This is a genomic window from Vallitalea sediminicola (assembly GCF_054408565.1).
The window spans coordinates 87410-103206 of the sequence record NZ_BTPT01000004.1 but is presented as its reverse complement, the minus strand read 5'-3'; the positions used below and the strand labels follow the sequence as shown (position 1 = coordinate 103206).

Annotated in this window: 15 protein-coding genes and 1 other annotated feature; of the genes, 11 read left to right on the top strand and 4 right to left on the bottom strand. The window is 29.4% G+C overall.

Annotation, left to right across the window (positions count from 1 at the left end; genetic code table 11):
- Both ACX6CF_RS01870 and ACX6CF_RS01865 read right to left on the bottom strand, forming a co-directional pair.
- Positions 1-1395 carry a sensor histidine kinase gene (locus tag ACX6CF_RS01870; protein WP_458783596.1) on the bottom strand — a complete coding sequence of 465 codons (1395 nt, stop codon included), beginning with the start codon at positions 1393-1395 and terminating at the stop codon, positions 1-3.
- A gap of 1 nt (position 1396) precedes the next feature.
- Positions 1397-2107 (bottom strand): response regulator transcription factor, encoded by a 711-nt coding sequence (locus ACX6CF_RS01865; protein ID WP_458783595.1) that lies wholly within the window; start codon positions 2105-2107, stop codon positions 1397-1399.
- Positions 2108-2279: 172 nt separating this feature from the next.
- Between ACX6CF_RS01865 and ACX6CF_RS01860 the strand changes: the two genes are divergently transcribed.
- The 4 genes from ACX6CF_RS01860 to ACX6CF_RS01845 are packed head-to-tail and all read left to right on the top strand — an operon-like array spanning position 2280 to position 5088.
- A complete protein-coding gene (locus ACX6CF_RS01860) occupies positions 2280-3197 on the top strand; it encodes an ABC transporter ATP-binding protein (protein ID WP_458783594.1) in 918 nt (305 codons plus the stop codon).
- Positions 3197-3946, top strand: coding sequence for an ABC transporter permease (locus ACX6CF_RS01855; RefSeq protein WP_458783593.1), 750 nt, complete (start codon positions 3197-3199; stop codon positions 3944-3946). Before ACX6CF_RS01860 ends, ACX6CF_RS01855 begins: the two co-directional genes overlap by 1 nt.
- 13 nt (positions 3947-3959) lie before the next feature.
- On the top strand, positions 3960-4691 hold the full coding sequence (locus ACX6CF_RS01850) for an ABC transporter permease (protein ID WP_458783592.1): 732 nt from the start codon (positions 3960-3962) through the stop codon (positions 4689-4691).
- A 19-nt stretch (positions 4692-4710) separates the two neighbouring features.
- Positions 4711-5088, top strand: coding sequence for a YxeA family protein (locus tag ACX6CF_RS01845; protein WP_458783591.1), 378 nt, complete (start codon positions 4711-4713; stop codon positions 5086-5088).
- 120 nt (positions 5089-5208) lie between these two features.
- Here the strand turns inward: ACX6CF_RS01845 and ACX6CF_RS01840 are convergent, their stop codons facing one another.
- Both ACX6CF_RS01840 and ACX6CF_RS01835 read right to left on the bottom strand, forming a co-directional pair.
- Positions 5209-6342, bottom strand: a complete 1134-nt coding sequence (locus ACX6CF_RS01840; protein ID WP_458783590.1) for a pyridoxal-phosphate-dependent aminotransferase family protein — start codon at positions 6340-6342, stop codon at positions 5209-5211.
- Positions 6343-6576: 234 nt separating this feature from the next.
- Positions 6577-7410 (bottom strand): AraC family transcriptional regulator, encoded by an 834-nt coding sequence (locus ACX6CF_RS01835; protein ID WP_458783589.1) that lies wholly within the window; start codon positions 7408-7410, stop codon positions 6577-6579.
- A 116-nt stretch (positions 7411-7526) separates the two neighbouring features.
- Here ACX6CF_RS01835 and ACX6CF_RS01830 point away from each other — a divergent pair, with 116 nt between their 5' ends.
- From ACX6CF_RS01830 to ACX6CF_RS01800, 7 genes are all read left to right on the top strand, one after another.
- On the top strand, positions 7527-8639 hold the full coding sequence (locus ACX6CF_RS01830; RefSeq protein WP_458783588.1) for a uroporphyrinogen decarboxylase family protein: 1113 nt from the start codon (positions 7527-7529) through the stop codon (positions 8637-8639).
- A gap of 201 nt (positions 8640-8840) precedes the next feature.
- Positions 8841-9929: a hypothetical protein gene (locus ACX6CF_RS01825; RefSeq protein ID WP_458783587.1), complete on the top strand. Its 1089-nt coding sequence runs from the start codon at positions 8841-8843 to the stop codon at positions 9927-9929.
- A gap of 105 nt (positions 9930-10034) precedes the next feature.
- Positions 10035-10245 (top strand) — a binding site (T-box leader).
- A 46-nt stretch (positions 10246-10291) separates the two neighbouring features.
- Positions 10292-11728, top strand: coding sequence for a proline--tRNA ligase (gene proS, locus ACX6CF_RS01820; RefSeq protein ID WP_458783586.1), 1437 nt, complete (start codon positions 10292-10294; stop codon positions 11726-11728).
- Positions 11729-12516: 788 nt separating this feature from the next.
- Complete coding sequence (locus ACX6CF_RS01815; RefSeq protein ID WP_458783585.1) at positions 12517-12744, top strand: helix-turn-helix domain-containing protein; 228 nt, start codon at positions 12517-12519, stop codon at positions 12742-12744.
- Positions 12745-12765: 21 nt separating this feature from the next.
- Positions 12766-13740: an ABC-three component system protein gene (locus ACX6CF_RS01810; protein ID WP_458783584.1), complete on the top strand. Its 975-nt coding sequence runs from the start codon at positions 12766-12768 to the stop codon at positions 13738-13740.
- Positions 13724-13951, top strand: coding sequence for an ABC-three component system middle component 6 (locus tag ACX6CF_RS01805; protein WP_458783583.1), 228 nt, complete (start codon positions 13724-13726; stop codon positions 13949-13951). The genes ACX6CF_RS01810 and ACX6CF_RS01805 overlap by 17 nt, the downstream gene beginning before the upstream one ends.
- Complete coding sequence (locus ACX6CF_RS01800; protein ID WP_458783582.1) at positions 13942-15666, top strand: DUF2326 domain-containing protein; 1725 nt, start codon at positions 13942-13944, stop codon at positions 15664-15666. Before ACX6CF_RS01805 ends, ACX6CF_RS01800 begins: the two co-directional genes overlap by 10 nt.
- Positions 15667-15797 lie beyond the last annotated feature (131 nt).

Below are 15797 nucleotides of genomic sequence, written 5' to 3'. Positions count from 1 at the left end.
TTATGCCTCCTGTTTTTTATTAGATTGTTGGAATCTTATTATTGCTTCAAATCCTTTTCCATAATCACTCTTTAAAATAAGTTCACCTTTATGTGCTTTAGCAATTCTAGCTACCATGGGCAGGCCTAACCCATGCCCATTATCTGACGAACATTTATTGTTAGATGTATATGGCAGTTGGGTTAAATAAGATAATTCATTTCGTAAAACACCTTTCCCATTATCAGATACGCTGAACCAACATTGCTCATTATCTTCTATGGATGTTTTTATAATTATTTCACATCCTTCAGGGTTATGTTTAATACTATTTAATACTAAGTTATAAATTGCTCTTATTAACAACTTTTCATCTGCTATGATTTCTATGTTCTCATTAGGTATATCCAAAGTAATTATAAATTTTTCATCTAGTCCATTGTTAAGGAAATCAACCACCACCTGCCTAACAATCTTAGATAACCTTATGGTCTTAAGATTAATTGGCTGCATTTCATATTCTAACATAGACACAAGATTCAAATCACTAACAAGTGAACGAAGTTTTTCACCTTGTTGTCTAATAATACCCGCTTGTTGTCTCTGTTCCACAGGGACATCTATATTTTCCTCTAATCCACTAGCATAACCTAGAACCATAGATAGTGGTGTACGAATATCATGAGAAATACCTGCTATCCAATTGGATCTTGCTTCATCTCGTACTTTTAATGCTGTATTTTTTTCTTGTAATATATTAGAAGTATTATTAATACTATTAGCAATATCATATAATACACCATTTGTTCTAATCGATATTGGTTTTTCCTTTGCAAGACTGTGTATCCCCCTAATAAGAGGTTTTACTGATTTTATTAACTTTGTCCCTATTATAATTGATAATAGTAACGCTAGAGCAATATTGATAATTAACATTGCAACTATTTTTAACGGCAATGAGCTAATCCAATTAACAGGAACCTGATACTGATATTTAGCATAACTTCTTTTGGGATAGCCTACTACAATAAGACCATCCATATGTTCCCACACAAAAACTGGATAGTTCTTTAAATAGTTTCTTGAAAGCTTTGCAATATCAGTTAATGTGTATGAATAGGGAATTTCTTGTGGTAACCTATAATCCCAAATAACTTGTCCATTATTATCTATAAGCATTGCCCATACATTTTTTTGTAATAGCTGTTTTTTAGTAATATCACTTAAAATATAGTTTAAATTATTATCACTAAAATCTCTAGCTATATTTTTCAACATATTTCCAGGTGAATGCCCTCCATTCATTCCTTTAAATACAAAAGAAGCCAAAATTGTATAATTAAGTATCAGTATAAGAATACATATTATAATTGTTGAGCCTATGAAGCGACGTAATATACGGGATATACCATTCATTTTATTCCTCCTTAACCATTAACTTATATCCTAACCCTCTTACTGTAATAAGGTTCTTTGGTTTAGAAGGATTTATTTCAATTTTTTCTCTTATACGCCTAATATGTACCATTAAAGTATTTTCATAACTATAATAATCATCGCCCCAAACTGCTTGACACAGAGCATCAGTAGTAACGATACGTCCTTTATTATCGTACAATTTCAATAGTAGTCCATGCTCCTTTGCTGTTAGAGACTGTTCTTCTTTATCATTTCTCACTTGTGCACTTTCTAAATCAATAATATACCCTTTTACTTCAAAGCTAGGCAAATACCTAGGCGTTATAGTAGTATATACACGTTTAAGTACCGCTGTAAGTCTTAAAATAAGCTCTCTAGGCAAAAAAGGTTTAACTATATAATCATCCGCACCCAATCCAAGCCCCAATAACCTATCTTCATCTTCACCTTTTGCAGATAAATAAAGCACCGGCATATTAGAAAATTTTCTTATTGAAGAAAGCAAATCAAATCCATTACCATCAGGGAGCATAACATCTAATATGGCAATATCAGGATTATTAGCACAACAAATAGCTAAAGCATCAAAACAATTAGCCGCATGGTATATACGAAAAAAACCCTCTTTACATAAAAATCGCTCTATCATATTTCTAATTTCAACCTCATCATCAACAATGAGTATTTTTTTATCTTTTATATTTTGCATATGTAATCACCCATCTTCTATTATACATAACATTTTCATTATTTCCATTATCCTTATACCTATAATTTAGATTTAAGGTATTTGTAAGGTATTCTTTAGCTATTTGAAAGGTGACAAAGTTATAATTATGTTGAATTTAAATAAATATTTCAGAATGGAGTTGAACTAAAGAATGAATACAATCGTATCAACACACCAACTATCCAAACATTATAATGGTATATGTAGAGTTAATGAAGTCGATATGACAGTATATGAAGGAGATATATACGGTTTTCTTGGTCCAAATGGAGCAGGAAAATCAACTACTCTAAAAATGCTGTTAGGACTTGCTAAGCCTACTAATGGTGATGTATTTATATTTGGTAAAGATTTTAATAAAAATCGCCAAAGCATTTTAAGTAAAACAGGGTCATTAATTGAATCACCTTCTTATTACGAACATCTAACAGGATTAGAAAATATGCGCATAATACAAAGACTTTGTAACGCACCCCAAAAAAATATTGACGAAGCTTTACATATAGTTCGTCTGGAAAATCAAAAGAATAAACAAGTGAAACATTATTCTCTTGGCATGAAACAACGTCTTGGTATTGCAATGGCACTAATAAATTTCCCTAAATTATTAATATTAGATGAACCAACTAATGGTCTTGACCCTAACGGAATAAGAGAGATTCGAGAACTTATTAAATCATTACCTCAAAAGTACGGTATTACTGTTTTAATATCTACTCATCTTCTATCAGAAATAGAACAAATGGCTACTTCTGTTGGTATTATTAATGATGGCAATCTTTTATTTCAAGGGGCTATGGATTTATTACAAGCTAAGAGCAAATCTTATACTTGTATAAAATCATTAAATACTTCTCTAGCTAAGAAAGTATTACTTGCAAAGACTTATACCCCTTTACCCGAAGCAAAAGATAATTGTCTGATATTTAAAAATATAAATGATAATCAAGTAGCTGATATAAATAAACTTCTTGTTGAATCAGGTGTAAAAGTAACTCGAATTGAAGAAAGCAAAAAAAGTTTGGAGGATATTTTCCTAGAACTTACAGGAAAGGAGCGAAGTCTTTAATGAAAATTCTTATGTTAGAATTTCTGAAATTACACCGCAAAAGAATAATTCTAATGATTACCTTATTTATAGGTATAGAGATATTATGGGCTCTTATGTCAGTCAGTATAGCCTTGTCTCGTAATCCTAGCGATACTGGTTGGATAGCAACTATGGTAACTTTATCTTCAATGAACGGATTGTTCTTACCAATAATTTCATCAGTGGTAATGTCTCGTATTTGTGATATGGAATATAAGGGTAATACATGGAAACTTTTAATGTCTGTTAATGTGAAACCAAGTAAAGTATATGCGGCTAAATATATATGTGGTAATGTACTCCTATTATATGCTGTTCTTTTGCAAGCTCTGTCCATAATAGTTTTTAGTATTCTCAAAGGCTTTGCTGAACCAATACCAATTTCTATGGTGCTAAAATTTATAGGTGGAACAGTACTTACCACTATGGCTATACTAGCTTTACAACAATGGATTTCCCTGTCAATAAAAAATCAAACTTTTGCTTTGTGTTTAGGAATGATTGGTGGTTTTTTAGGTATGACAGCAGATTTTTACCCTATATTTGTTCGTCGTATTTTTATTTGGTCTTATTACACTGGTTTATGCCCTGTTACATACCATTTTGCTAATAATTCAGCAGATTATATTATTCAAAATCATGGAATAGGTATTTTTGCTACTGTTATTATAATGACTATTATATTTTATAATGCTGGAAGTTTTCATATTTCTAGGCAAGAAATGTAGGAGGTAATTGGATATGATAAAAAGAATAATTTCTGCAGAAATATTAAAACTTCGCCATTCTCATTTAATTATAGTTCTTATGATACTCCCCTTCTTAAGCATAATAATTGGTTGTACTAATTATTATTTTAATCAAGGTGTATTACAGAACGGATGGTATAGCCTATGGACACAAGTAGGTCTATTTTATAGTGAATTTTTTCTACCTATATTAATAGGCATATGTTGTGCCTATATATGCAGATTAGAACATCTAAATAGAAACTGGAATAAAATAATGACCGCCCCAATACCCGCTTCAAGTGTATTTATTGCCAAACTTATCGTAATTAGTGGAATTATCATTATAGTACAAATATTTTTCCTTACTCTTTATTTTTTTGCTGGTAAACTTTTTGGATTTTCATCATCATTTCCTAAAGAAATTTGGGGTTGGGTACTTAAAGGTTGCTTGACTTGTATAACTATATCTTCGCTACAACTTGGATTATCTATGCGTATTAGAAGTTTTGCTGCTCCTATCGGCATTAGTCTTTGCGGTGTTTTTATTGGTTTGGGAATGTATGTAGCTAAGGCTGGTATGTTCTTTCCTTATTCTTTATTAACCATTGGAATGAGTGCTCTTAGCGTGGAAAGTACAACTGGTTTTACTAGTATATTGTTTTTTATTAACAATATTTTATTTATTATACTGTTTTCATCAATTGCAATTAATAGATTGAAAAAAGTTGATATAAGAAGTTAATGAAAGGAGAAATTATTATATGAAGAAAAAAAAATTGTTTTTTTTAATTTTCATTTTGGGGATAGTATTTTTAGTGATATGGATTATAGCATCTTGGTTTTTTAATCCTGAACGACTAACTCCTGAAAATTCTAGTGGAAAAAAAGCATATTATACTATGGTAGATAATACTGATGTTAAGCACGGTAAAACGGATGAACGTTATGCCTATTTACTTCCTTGCTATAGTAAAAAAGGTACTGAGAAAAAGCTGTCTTTTTCTGCAAGTAAGCAGCTAAGAGAGGGCGCTTATCTTGAATTATATGTAACTACTTTAAGAGGTGTTACTTACTGGCAGGAAGTTGAATTTAGTGAATTACCTGAAAATGTTCAAAGGATTTATACTCCAAAAAAGTGACTTAGTCACGTGATCTCAAATTATACAGTAGCTGTCACCTATAAGTTAATCGTATTACAAAATACTTTAACAAATAATATGTGACAGCTACTTAATTATCAATAAATTTCTAATAATATTTTATATTACTTTGATAAATACTTCATGCATTTTACATTTCAAATTAACATTGTACTTTCTTAGAACTGCATCTAGTGCTTTTAAAGTCATATATAATTTATCTTCATAACAATTTTCACCCATATGTCCTATTCTAATTACTTTATCTTTCAGAAAGTCAAATGCACCTGATATCATAATATGATGGTCTTCAACCATATCATTAAGTATTGATTCACTGTTTACACCTAATGGTATACAAATCGTAGTAACTGTATTAGAAAACCCTGACATAGGATATAACTTAAGTCCTGCTTCTTGTATAGCTTTTCTGACTCCTTTTGCTATCTTACTGTGTCTTAGAATCATATTTTCATCATCTAACACTCTATTAACTGCTTCATCAAGAGCATATATATCACTGATTGATTGGGTATAAGGAAACCATTTATCCTCATACCAATTTTTCCATAAGGAAAGATTACAATAAAAACTTGATATAGGATTATCTCTATTCAAGATTTTATCCCATGCTTTATCACTTATGCCAAGCAATGTCAATCCTGGTGGTGCTGATAGACATTTTTGTGAACCACCTAATATGATATCTATCTTCCACTTGTCCACTTGTACTGTTTCTCCACCCATTGATGATACCGCATCTACAATAGAGATAATACCATATTTATTTAATAATGGACAAATTTTATCAATAGGATTAGTAATCCCTGATGGTGTTTCACAATGTACTAAAGTGGCTACCTGAAAATCATGATTCTCCTGCAAGAATAACTCTAGCTTATCTACATCAATCTCTTTGGTATAATCTCCAGAAAAGTAAGTTACATCACCACCATATAGTTTAGCAAAATCCCCAAAACCTTTTCCAAAAATACCATTATCAATACATAAAACTTTATCGTCCCGTTCAATTAATGATGCACATGCTGCTTCCAAGCCTAGAATACCTTCTCCTGCTAAGACAAGAACATCATTTTCTGTATTAATTATCTTCTTAATTTTATTACATGTTTCTTTATAGAAATCATAGAAGTTAGTATCAAAATCAGGGTTTGTTATAGATTTTGCCATTGCCATTCTAACTTCTTCACTTACATATGTTGGTCCTGGTGTCATTAATAATTGATTTTTCATAGCTACCTCCCTTTCTATACAAGATATTGTAATCAACTCTTCTGGATTTACTATATCATATATAGAATTTTAGTCATTCTTATTTATTGTGAATTAATCTTATTATATATAAAAACTGTCTATATAGTAAGAGACAGTTTTTATAATTTAGAAGTGTACAGCAAATAATATATTTTATTAAAGATATTGATAGTAGGGATATAACAATATAGGTTTACGTAAATTTTTTACTTACTATATTCTTTTTGCATACATTGTTGGTGTCATACCCTCATGCTTTTTAAAATACTTACTAAAGTAATAAATATCACTAAACCCCGTTTTTTTAGCACATTCTGAAATTTTATACCCATCATCTATTAATTGTTTTGCTCTAGTTAACCGTATATTCATCAAATAATCTATAGGTGATTTTTGGGTTACTTCTTTAAATATATTTCCTAGATAGGATATACTTATGTTAACCATGGAAGCTAACTCTTCTAATGTAATTTTCTCATTATAATGTTTACACATATAATCTATAATTGTATCAACTTTTTTTATATTATAATAGTTTATTCCCTCTTGTGTCTTCCATGATATTAGATAGTTCATCAATTCCATGAAATGGGCTTTCATCTTTAATTCTTTAAAAGATTTATTGGAGAGCCAAAGGCTGTTTAATTCGCTCATTGTCTTTTTTATTGCACTAAAAAAGTATTCATCATTAATCTTTTGCCCTAACTCAAATGGTAAGGGGGTAGATTTTAACTCCCATTCATTAGTCTCATCATTAAATTCAGGGCATGTATATTGAAAGACGATTGCATAACACTTCATCAAATCATCCTTATATGTATAAGCATATCTATCTGAATTGGGAGGAAAATATATTAAATCACCTTTGCTTCCCTCATAAACCTCTTTGTTGTTTCTCTCAAAATGAGCTCTACCCTCATAAATCAAAATAAAGTTATGCCTATAAAATGGTCCTCTAAATGACCAGCTTGGAGTACACACTCGGCGAACGCTGTATTTTAATTCCGGCATAATATTTTTCAATAGATTATAATCAACTGATTCCATTGGGTACCTCCAACATTATAATAAGATATTACAAATTCTATTATATACTACATTGTTCAATTACGTAAATAACCCTATAATTAATTATGAAATAATACAAATTGGAGGTTATAATTATGTTACCTGTAGATTTAGAACAGTTTTGGAAAGATGACGAGTTAGCTCATAAGGATAATTGCTTTAATACTGATTCTCCCCAAGTCGCATTAGGAATAAGGATGAGTAATGAATGTGTTTTTGCTGAATTAGGTGAAGAAGGCAATCCCTGGGGATACACACCAAAAGAATTCAGAATAGAATTAAATAAACGATATAATGATAAAGCTGAAAAAATTGTTGGTAAAAGATTATTAAAAGAAGATTTTCCCACTGAAGTTGAATCTTTCCCACAAATAAAGCAGATCGGTGAAGTTTTTAGCGGTCGTTACGAAGATAATAATAACAGCACTTGGCTTCATGGATCTTGCAGTACACCTAAAGAACTAGAAAATGTATTAGATAAAGTAGACAAATTGGATATTAGAGAATTCATGTTACCATCTAACTGGGAAAGTGAAAAGAAAAGGATTTTTGAAATCTATGGTAAAAAGCCAAAATTATTGCGCCATGTAAGAGGTCCAGTTACGTTAGCTATGTCTATATATGGTGATATCAACTTAATCTATTTGATGTATGATTTACCAGATTTAGCAAAGCGTTTCAGTGATACAATTATTGATGTAATTATTGAAATGGGTAAAATCATGGATGAAGAAGCTGGTTATAACCCTGAAGAAGCTCCTCATGGTTTTTCTTTTGCAGATGATAATTGTTCTTTACTTACTCCAGAAATGTATGAACTTTTTGGTTACCCAGTTTTAAAAAGAATATTTGATTATTGGTCACCTAATGAAAATGATAAACGCTTTCAACATTCGGATTCTGAAATGGGTCACTTATTACCTATCCTAGGCAAATTAAATCTTACAGGATGTAATTTTGGTCCAACAGTATTAGTAGATGAAATAAGAAAATATATGCCCAGAACAAGAATAGATGGTTGTCTAGCCCCCTTTACATTTATGAATAACGACAAGGATAAGATCATTGAAGAAGTAAAAAGAGATTGTCTAATGGCAAAAGAATATAAAGGTCTAAACTTATTAACTGCAGGTTCTATTAACAACGGAAGTTTGTTGACCAGTATGCGAGCTGTCATGTATGCCATTCAAAATTATGGTCGCTACTAAAATAAATATACCTGTATATATTGACTTCACATTTATGATAAAGTAAAATTGTATCTATATAAGTTGAATTAAATAATTGCTAATGAGCCGACAATTATTTTGTTCTATTCAAGTTATAAAATCAAGAAAAATATATTGAAATAGTGTATAGATGTTTAAGTTCAATATATATATGTTTTATCATAATGAGAGGTGGAAAGTATGAATAATAATAAATCGGAAAGCGTATTGCTTGATGGAGTCAGGTCTGCATTAATAGCTTTTTTAATTACTTTAGGATTTTCTTTAGTAATATCAATAATTTTTAATATGTCCTTTTTTGAAGATTTCAATAATCTTATGTCAGGTAATTTAGGTGGGGACAAAGGAGCTACAGCAACTAGTATAGTACGAATAACTGTCATGATATTTAACTTTTCATTATTTAACGCTGTAGGAACTATTAAATTTGGAATCTTAATTTTAATTTTTATACCTGTTATAGCCTTTTGGTTAGCTAATAAGCAAATTGATAGAAAAGGTAATATGAATTCGTCCAACATAATTGTTTATGTAATAAGCTCCTTCATATTTGCTTTGTTACAATTTTTTATTTCCTTGATTACTAAGGGAGATCTTGTAGAAGGTATACCAATTAATTTTGCTACTTTTGGTAATCTTTTAACTACTTTTATACTATGCTTATTAATTCAACTTTTTATTAAACTTAATTATAAGAGAGATTCAAAAAATGGTGGAATAAAGTCTTTTAAGAATACTTACAGGATAATGGGATTAATAGGAATTGTTATTATATTAGCAGGTCTTATCTCGGGATTTGGTAACTATAGCAAACATGGTATATTGATAATTATAGCAATTATACTTATGTTACCTAATATGATTGCTTATAGTTTCTTTTATATGATAGGTCTTACAATGGAATTTAATGATAAGCTTCAAGAAGCATTGAACAAGTTTATTAATATTGATTTAACTTTTGAGAATAATATGTATATCAGATATTTAGCAATAGTAATATTTGTTTTAATTGTAGCCTATATTATTTATAAAATGGATAAGGAAAAGTTAATAAAGAATTCTCTCATATATTCAGTATCCCTAGGTCTTTTTATTGGAACTCTAGGATATTGTTCAAGTATTAATTTTATTGATATTGATTTTATTGGTAGTATTGAATTTAGTGTAAGTAACATTTTCTTATCAGCTTTTATACCTTTTGCAACAGTATGGATTATAGTTTTAATCTATTATTTGATTAAAAAGGTTAAAGATGTTATCAAGGAATAGTAATTATTCATATAAAAATATATAACATAAAAATTACATACCTTGACAAAAATGATATTCTACATTAGAATCATATAATAAATAGTACTATAACTTGATTATAGATATTTGATGTTGAAAAGAACTAGTAGATATTGATGTATCATTTCAGAGAAGAAGTTATAGCTGAGAAACTTCTATGAAACCAATATTGAACCTATCTTGGAATCCTGTATGAAAATACAGCGGTTGCCTTCCGTTATAAGGTCACGAGATAATAATTATATTCATTAATTATTAACTAGGGTGGTACCACGAATATAACTTCGTCCCTTTCGGGATGGAGTTTTTTTAATATATAGATATCGAAGGAGAGTGAAACTATGGCTAAGAAAAATAAGTTTGTAGAAGCAATTACATCAATGGATGAAGATTTTGCTAAATGGTATACTGATGTAGTTAAAAAAGCTGAGTTAGTTGATTATTCAAGTGTTAGAGGATGTATGGTTATAAAACCTTATGGTTATGCCATATGGGAATTACTTCAAAGACAATTAGATGACAGATTCAAGGCAACTGGACATGAAAATGTTTATATGCCAATGTTCATACCAGAAAGTTTACTTGAAAAAGAAAAGAGTCATGTAGAAGGTTTTGCTCCAGAAGTAGCTTGGGTTACACATGGAGGTACAGAAAAATTAACTGAAAGATTATGTGTAAGACCAACTTCAGAAACATTATTTTGCGAACATTATTCTAATGAAATTCAATCTTATAGGGATTTGCCTAAATTATACAATCAATGGTGTTCTGTAGTTAGATGGGAAAAGACTACAAGACCATTCCTACGCTCATTAGAATTTTTATGGCAAGAAGGTCATACAGCTCATGCTACAGCTGATGAAGCAATGGACGAGACAATTAATATCCTTAATCTGTATGCGAAATTCTGTGAAGATGTTCTTGCTATACCAATGATTAAAGGGCAAAAAACAGATAAAGAGAAATTTGCAGGAGCAAAAGCAACTTATACTATTGAAAGTCTAATGCATGATGGAAAAGCTCTTCAATCTGGTACATCTCATAATTTTGGAGATGGATTCGCAAAAGCTTTTGATATCACTTATACTGATAAGGATAATAAGTTATCTTATGTTCATCAAACATCTTGGGGCGTATCCACAAGATTATTAGGTGGTATAATAATGGTTCATGGTGATGATAACGGATTAGTTCTCCCACCAATGATTGCTCCAACACAAGTTATTATCATACCTATAATGCAGAAAAAAGAAGGGGTACTTGATAAAGCTAATGAAGTCAAGGAAACTCTTAGCAAATTTGCTAGAGTTAAGATTGATGATTCTGATAAGAGTCCTGGATGGAAATTCAGCGAACATGAAATGAAAGGTATTCCTCTAAGAGTTGAATTAGGCCCTAAGGATATAGAGAAAAATCAAGCTGTAATTGTAAGAAGAGATACTAGAGAGAAATATTTTGTATCCCTTGATGAGCTTGAAACTAAAGTCACTGAACTTTTACAAGATGTCCAAAAGAGTATGCTTGAAAAAGCAAGAATCCATAGAGATAAACATACCTACACTGCAACAACTATGGATGAATTATCAGATATAATGAACAATAATCCAGGTTTTGTAAAAGCAATGTGGTGTGGAGATACTGCTTGCGAAGAAAAGATTAAGGAAGAAACAGGCGCTACATCTAGATGTATCCCATTTGAGCAGGAAGAAGTCTCGGATGTATGTATTTGCTGTGGTAAACCAACTAAGAAAATGGTTTATTGGGGTAAAGCGTATTAATAAAATTCTTTTTTATGATATTTTATGTAAACGTTAAATTGTAAAAAATTTGATGAAAACTTTATATCCTAAAAATTCAAATATATTAATAACTCAACTTTCCCACCTTTAATTTAATGCAGGTAAATTAAGGATTATAGGTTTGGTTCGCAGAATAAAAAGATAGAAGAAACGCCTATATTTTTATTCTGCAAAGCCTTTTAATTAGCTTACCTGCATAGAATATTGAAGTGGGAAAGTTGAGTTAATAATCATTTTGATTATTATGGGTTTTGCTATTATATAAGATGTATGAGTAAGCACTCTCCTAGTTCAAATGGGAATATAGTGGAGAGCATCATGGATTTTCCATGGTTTTAGTTTATAACGAAGGTTGAGAGTATATTGCAGAAAAAAAGCCAATGCTTGTTTTTTCTGCGTTGCTTTTAACCTCTTTTTTTATATAAAAATATATTAAAAGGCGTGAACCTCTATGATGGTAGTAGCGAGCTATTGTGCTATATAATAATTCATTTGGGTATATTTGTGGTAAATAGGTTAGCATAAAAAATCTCCTTTATCAGTAACAATATGGTATATAAAATTAGTATTTAATAAAAGTTGATATTTTATTTATTATGTATTAATTAATAAGTATAGTAACTAGACTTTTGAAAGAGATACTGGAATATAAGGAGTTGAAAATCTTATTTCAAATTAAATCATTAGAAGCATTTTGAATGTGACTATTGTATGTTGACTTATTGTATGCTTTTCGTGTAATATATATAATAAGGTAGGTGAAATATATGGATATCATTAAGGTGTTTGCCTATAACGTGAAAAAATATAGAACTGCGAAGGGGTTATCTCAAGAGGCTTTTGCAGAAAAGTCAGGACTCCACAGGACATATATAAGTGCTGTAGAGCGTAAAAAAAGAAGTATTGCATTAGATAATGTTCAAAAAATAGCTAATGCATTTGAGATAGAAACATATTTGCTTTTTATAGAAGATAAGCAGACAAAAGAAGAGTGAAAAAAATTTGGGGGCATATTGATGAATAGATCATATTATTTTAATTATATTGAAGAAAAACTACAAGTATTGGCTTATAGAATTTCTCAACGTGGGAAATTGAATATCTTAGACTTGAATATCTATTCGGAGACGTTCTTTGCAGATTTATTAAATATCCTTTTTAATCTTGAATTAAAAAATATGAATGTATACAAACAAAATGTTGAAGGAATAGATTTAGTAGATGATAAAAATAAAATCATTGCTCAAGTTTCATCTACGAGTACTAAACATAAAATCGAGAAATCTTTGAGTAAAGATATTTTTAAAAAGTATGTCGGATATAGATTTATATTTATTTCTATTGCCAAAGAAGCCATTAATTTAAGAGGACATAGTTATACTAATCCACATGGTGCATTATTTTCACCTAAAGATGATATTGTGGACATCGGTACAATATTAAATATAGTTTTAAGTATGGCTATTGATAAGCAAAAAGAATTCTATGAGTTTATTAAAAAAGAGCTAGGGTCAGAAATAGATATAGTTCAAGTGGATACAAATTTAGCTACAATTATAAATATATTAGCATCAGAAAATTTAAACGAAAGTATAGATTCCCCGGAGATTAATATCTTTGAAATTAATAGGAAGATTGAGTTTAACGATCTTGTAAGTGTCAAAGATACAATTGATGATTATAAGATATATTATCATAGACTGGACGAAAAATATTCTGCGTTTGATAGAGAAGGAGCAAACAAGAGTTTGTCTGTTTTTCAAATAATAAGAAAACAATATGTACTATTACAAAATGAAGAAAGAACTTCTTCCATTGTGTTTTTTAGTATTATTGATAATATTATTGAAATTATTACTAAGAGTAAAAATTACGTTGAAATTCCGTATGAAGAATTAGAAATGTGTGTATATATATTAATAGTTGATGCATTTATAAGATGTAAAATCTTTAAGAATCCGGAGGACTATAATCATGTTATTACCAGATAATATACATCCAGAACTTAGTATTTATTATAATGGTTCTGTAGTTCTGACGGAACTTAAGATTAAATCGAAGCAACAAATACTTGATTTATATCAACAAGTTAAAAACAGAAATGATATGTCATTTCCCACTTTTGTATTGAGTTTAGATTGGCTATATCTACTTGATGTAGCCAAAATAGATGAGAATGGGTGTGTGGATTTATGTTCTTAAAAAGTTTAAAGATATCAAACCAGAATGAAGTTTTACGAGAAATGCACTTCATTTCCGGCTTGAATTTAATAATTGATGAAACTCCGACTACTGATGCGCAATCAACTGGTAATAATGTTGGAAAAACCACTGTATTAAAATTAATTGATTTTTGTTTAGGCGGAAAACCATCCATCATATATACTGACACTGAAAATAAAAAAGAAATATATAATTTGGTAAAAAAATATTTGATTGATTATGAAATTTTAATCACATTAGTTCTTGTTGAGAGTTTATCTGATGAAAACTCTAACAAGATTTTAATTGAGAGAAATTTTCTTTCTAGAAAAAAAGCTATTAGAAGAATTAATGGGAAAGACATCCTTGATAAAGATTATGAGGATGAATTATTAAAATTTATAATACCACAGCAAAAATCAGAAAAACCTACTTTTAGGCAAATAATATCTCATAATATAAGATATAAGGATGAGAATATTAACAATACCTTAAAAACATTGAATAGATTTACATCGGATGTAGAATATGAATCATTGTATTTATTTTTATTAGGTTGTACTTTTGATGATGGCGCAAAAAAACAATCAGTATTAGCAAAAATAAAACAAGAAGAAACTTATCGTGTTAGACTTGAAAAGAAACAAACAAAAACAGCTTATGAAATTGCACTTTCAATGATAGAAGACGATATTGTAACTTTAAATGAAAAGAAATCTACTTTAACTATAAATGAGAATTTTGAAGAAGATTTAGAGCGACTTAATTTGGTTAAATATAAAATAAATAAGAGTAGTTCAATGATAAGCAAGATGGAAATTCGTAAAAATCTTATCCAAGAAGCTCAACAAGAAATGGAGCATAATATATCAACAATTGATTTGAAACAACTTGAATTACTGTATAAAGAAGTAAAAAGCAATATTTCAGGAATACAAAAAACTTTTGAAGATTTAGTAGCTTATCATAATAATATGCTTGTTGAAAAAACTAGGTTTATTACTGCGGAATTACCTTCGTTAATAGAAAAAATAAAAACCGAGGAAGCTGTTATAAACGATTTACTTCAACAAGAAAAGGAATTATCAGAGGAAGTTGCAAAAGGTGATTCTTTTGAGGAACTTGAAAAAATAATTGTAGCTTTAAATGAAAAATACCGAACAAAGGGAGAGTATGAAAGCGTCATCGCTCAGTTAGAAGAAGTAGATAACAACATGGAAGATTTGCATAAAGAAATCAAAGCCATTGATGATTTTCTTTTTTCAAATGATTTTGAAGAAATGATAAAAGTACAGATTAAAAAATTTAATAAGTTTTTTTCTACAATTTCATATGAACTATATGGAGAGAAATATGCTTTGAAATATGATAAAGTTATAAATAAAAATAATCAGCAGATTTACAAGTTTAGTGCATTTAATGCAAATATGAGTTCGGGAAAAAAGCAAGGAGAGATTCTATGTTTTGATTTGGCTTATATATTATTTGCTGATGAAGAAAAAGTACCGTGTTTACATTTTTTGTTGAATGATAAAAAAGAGTTAATGCATGATAATCAATTAATTAAAGTTGCCGATTATGTCAGAAATAAAGATATTCAACTGGTAGTATCAATTTTGAGGGATAAATTACCAGAAGGTCTAGAGAATAAAGGAAATGTTGTAATAAAGCTTTCTCAAGAAAGTAAATTATTTAAAATCGAAGATAATACTTAAATAACTGAATTAGTGGAATAAATTAGGATAGTTTAAAATCTTTTAGTTGCCAACTATATTTTAATTATTTTTATAAGTATTATCCTCTTCTTACTATGGATTATACGTTTATCTAAAACATCCACTGAATC

Excerpts from the sequence above, each read along its gene's own strand:
- ACX6CF_RS01865 (WP_458783595.1), bottom strand. The coding sequence starts at position 2,107 with ATGCAAAATATAAAAGATAAAAAAATACTCATTGTTGATGATGAGGTT.
- ACX6CF_RS01840 (WP_458783590.1), bottom strand. The coding sequence starts at position 6,342 with ATGAAAAATCAATTATTAATGACACCAGGACCAACATATGTAAGTGAA.
- ACX6CF_RS01850 (WP_458783592.1), top strand. The coding sequence starts at position 3,960 with ATGATAAAAAGAATAATTTCTGCAGAAATATTAAAACTTCGCCATTCT.
- ACX6CF_RS01855 (WP_458783593.1), top strand. The coding sequence starts at position 3,197 with ATGAAAATTCTTATGTTAGAATTTCTGAAATTACACCGCAAAAGAATA.
- ACX6CF_RS01815 (WP_458783585.1), top strand. The coding sequence starts at position 12,517 with ATGGATATCATTAAGGTGTTTGCCTATAACGTGAAAAAATATAGAACT.
- ACX6CF_RS01825 (WP_458783587.1), top strand. The coding sequence starts at position 8,841 with ATGAATAATAATAAATCGGAAAGCGTATTGCTTGATGGAGTCAGGTCT.
- ACX6CF_RS01845 (WP_458783591.1), top strand. The coding sequence starts at position 4,711 with ATGAAGAAAAAAAAATTGTTTTTTTTAATTTTCATTTTGGGGATAGTA.
- ACX6CF_RS01860 (WP_458783594.1), top strand. The coding sequence starts at position 2,280 with ATGAATACAATCGTATCAACACACCAACTATCCAAACATTATAATGGT.
- ACX6CF_RS01870 (WP_458783596.1), bottom strand. The coding sequence starts at position 1,395 with ATGAATGGTATATCCCGTATATTACGTCGCTTCATAGGCTCAACAATT.
- proS (WP_458783586.1), top strand. The coding sequence starts at position 10,292 with ATGGCTAAGAAAAATAAGTTTGTAGAAGCAATTACATCAATGGATGAA.
- ACX6CF_RS01835 (WP_458783589.1), bottom strand. The coding sequence starts at position 7,410 with ATGGAATCAGTTGATTATAATCTATTGAAAAATATTATGCCGGAATTA.
- ACX6CF_RS01800 (WP_458783582.1), top strand. The coding sequence starts at position 13,942 with ATGTTCTTAAAAAGTTTAAAGATATCAAACCAGAATGAAGTTTTACGA.
- ACX6CF_RS01810 (WP_458783584.1), top strand. The coding sequence starts at position 12,766 with ATGAATAGATCATATTATTTTAATTATATTGAAGAAAAACTACAAGTA.
- ACX6CF_RS01805 (WP_458783583.1), top strand. The coding sequence starts at position 13,724 with ATGTTATTACCAGATAATATACATCCAGAACTTAGTATTTATTATAAT.
- ACX6CF_RS01830 (WP_458783588.1), top strand. The coding sequence starts at position 7,527 with ATGTTACCTGTAGATTTAGAACAGTTTTGGAAAGATGACGAGTTAGCT.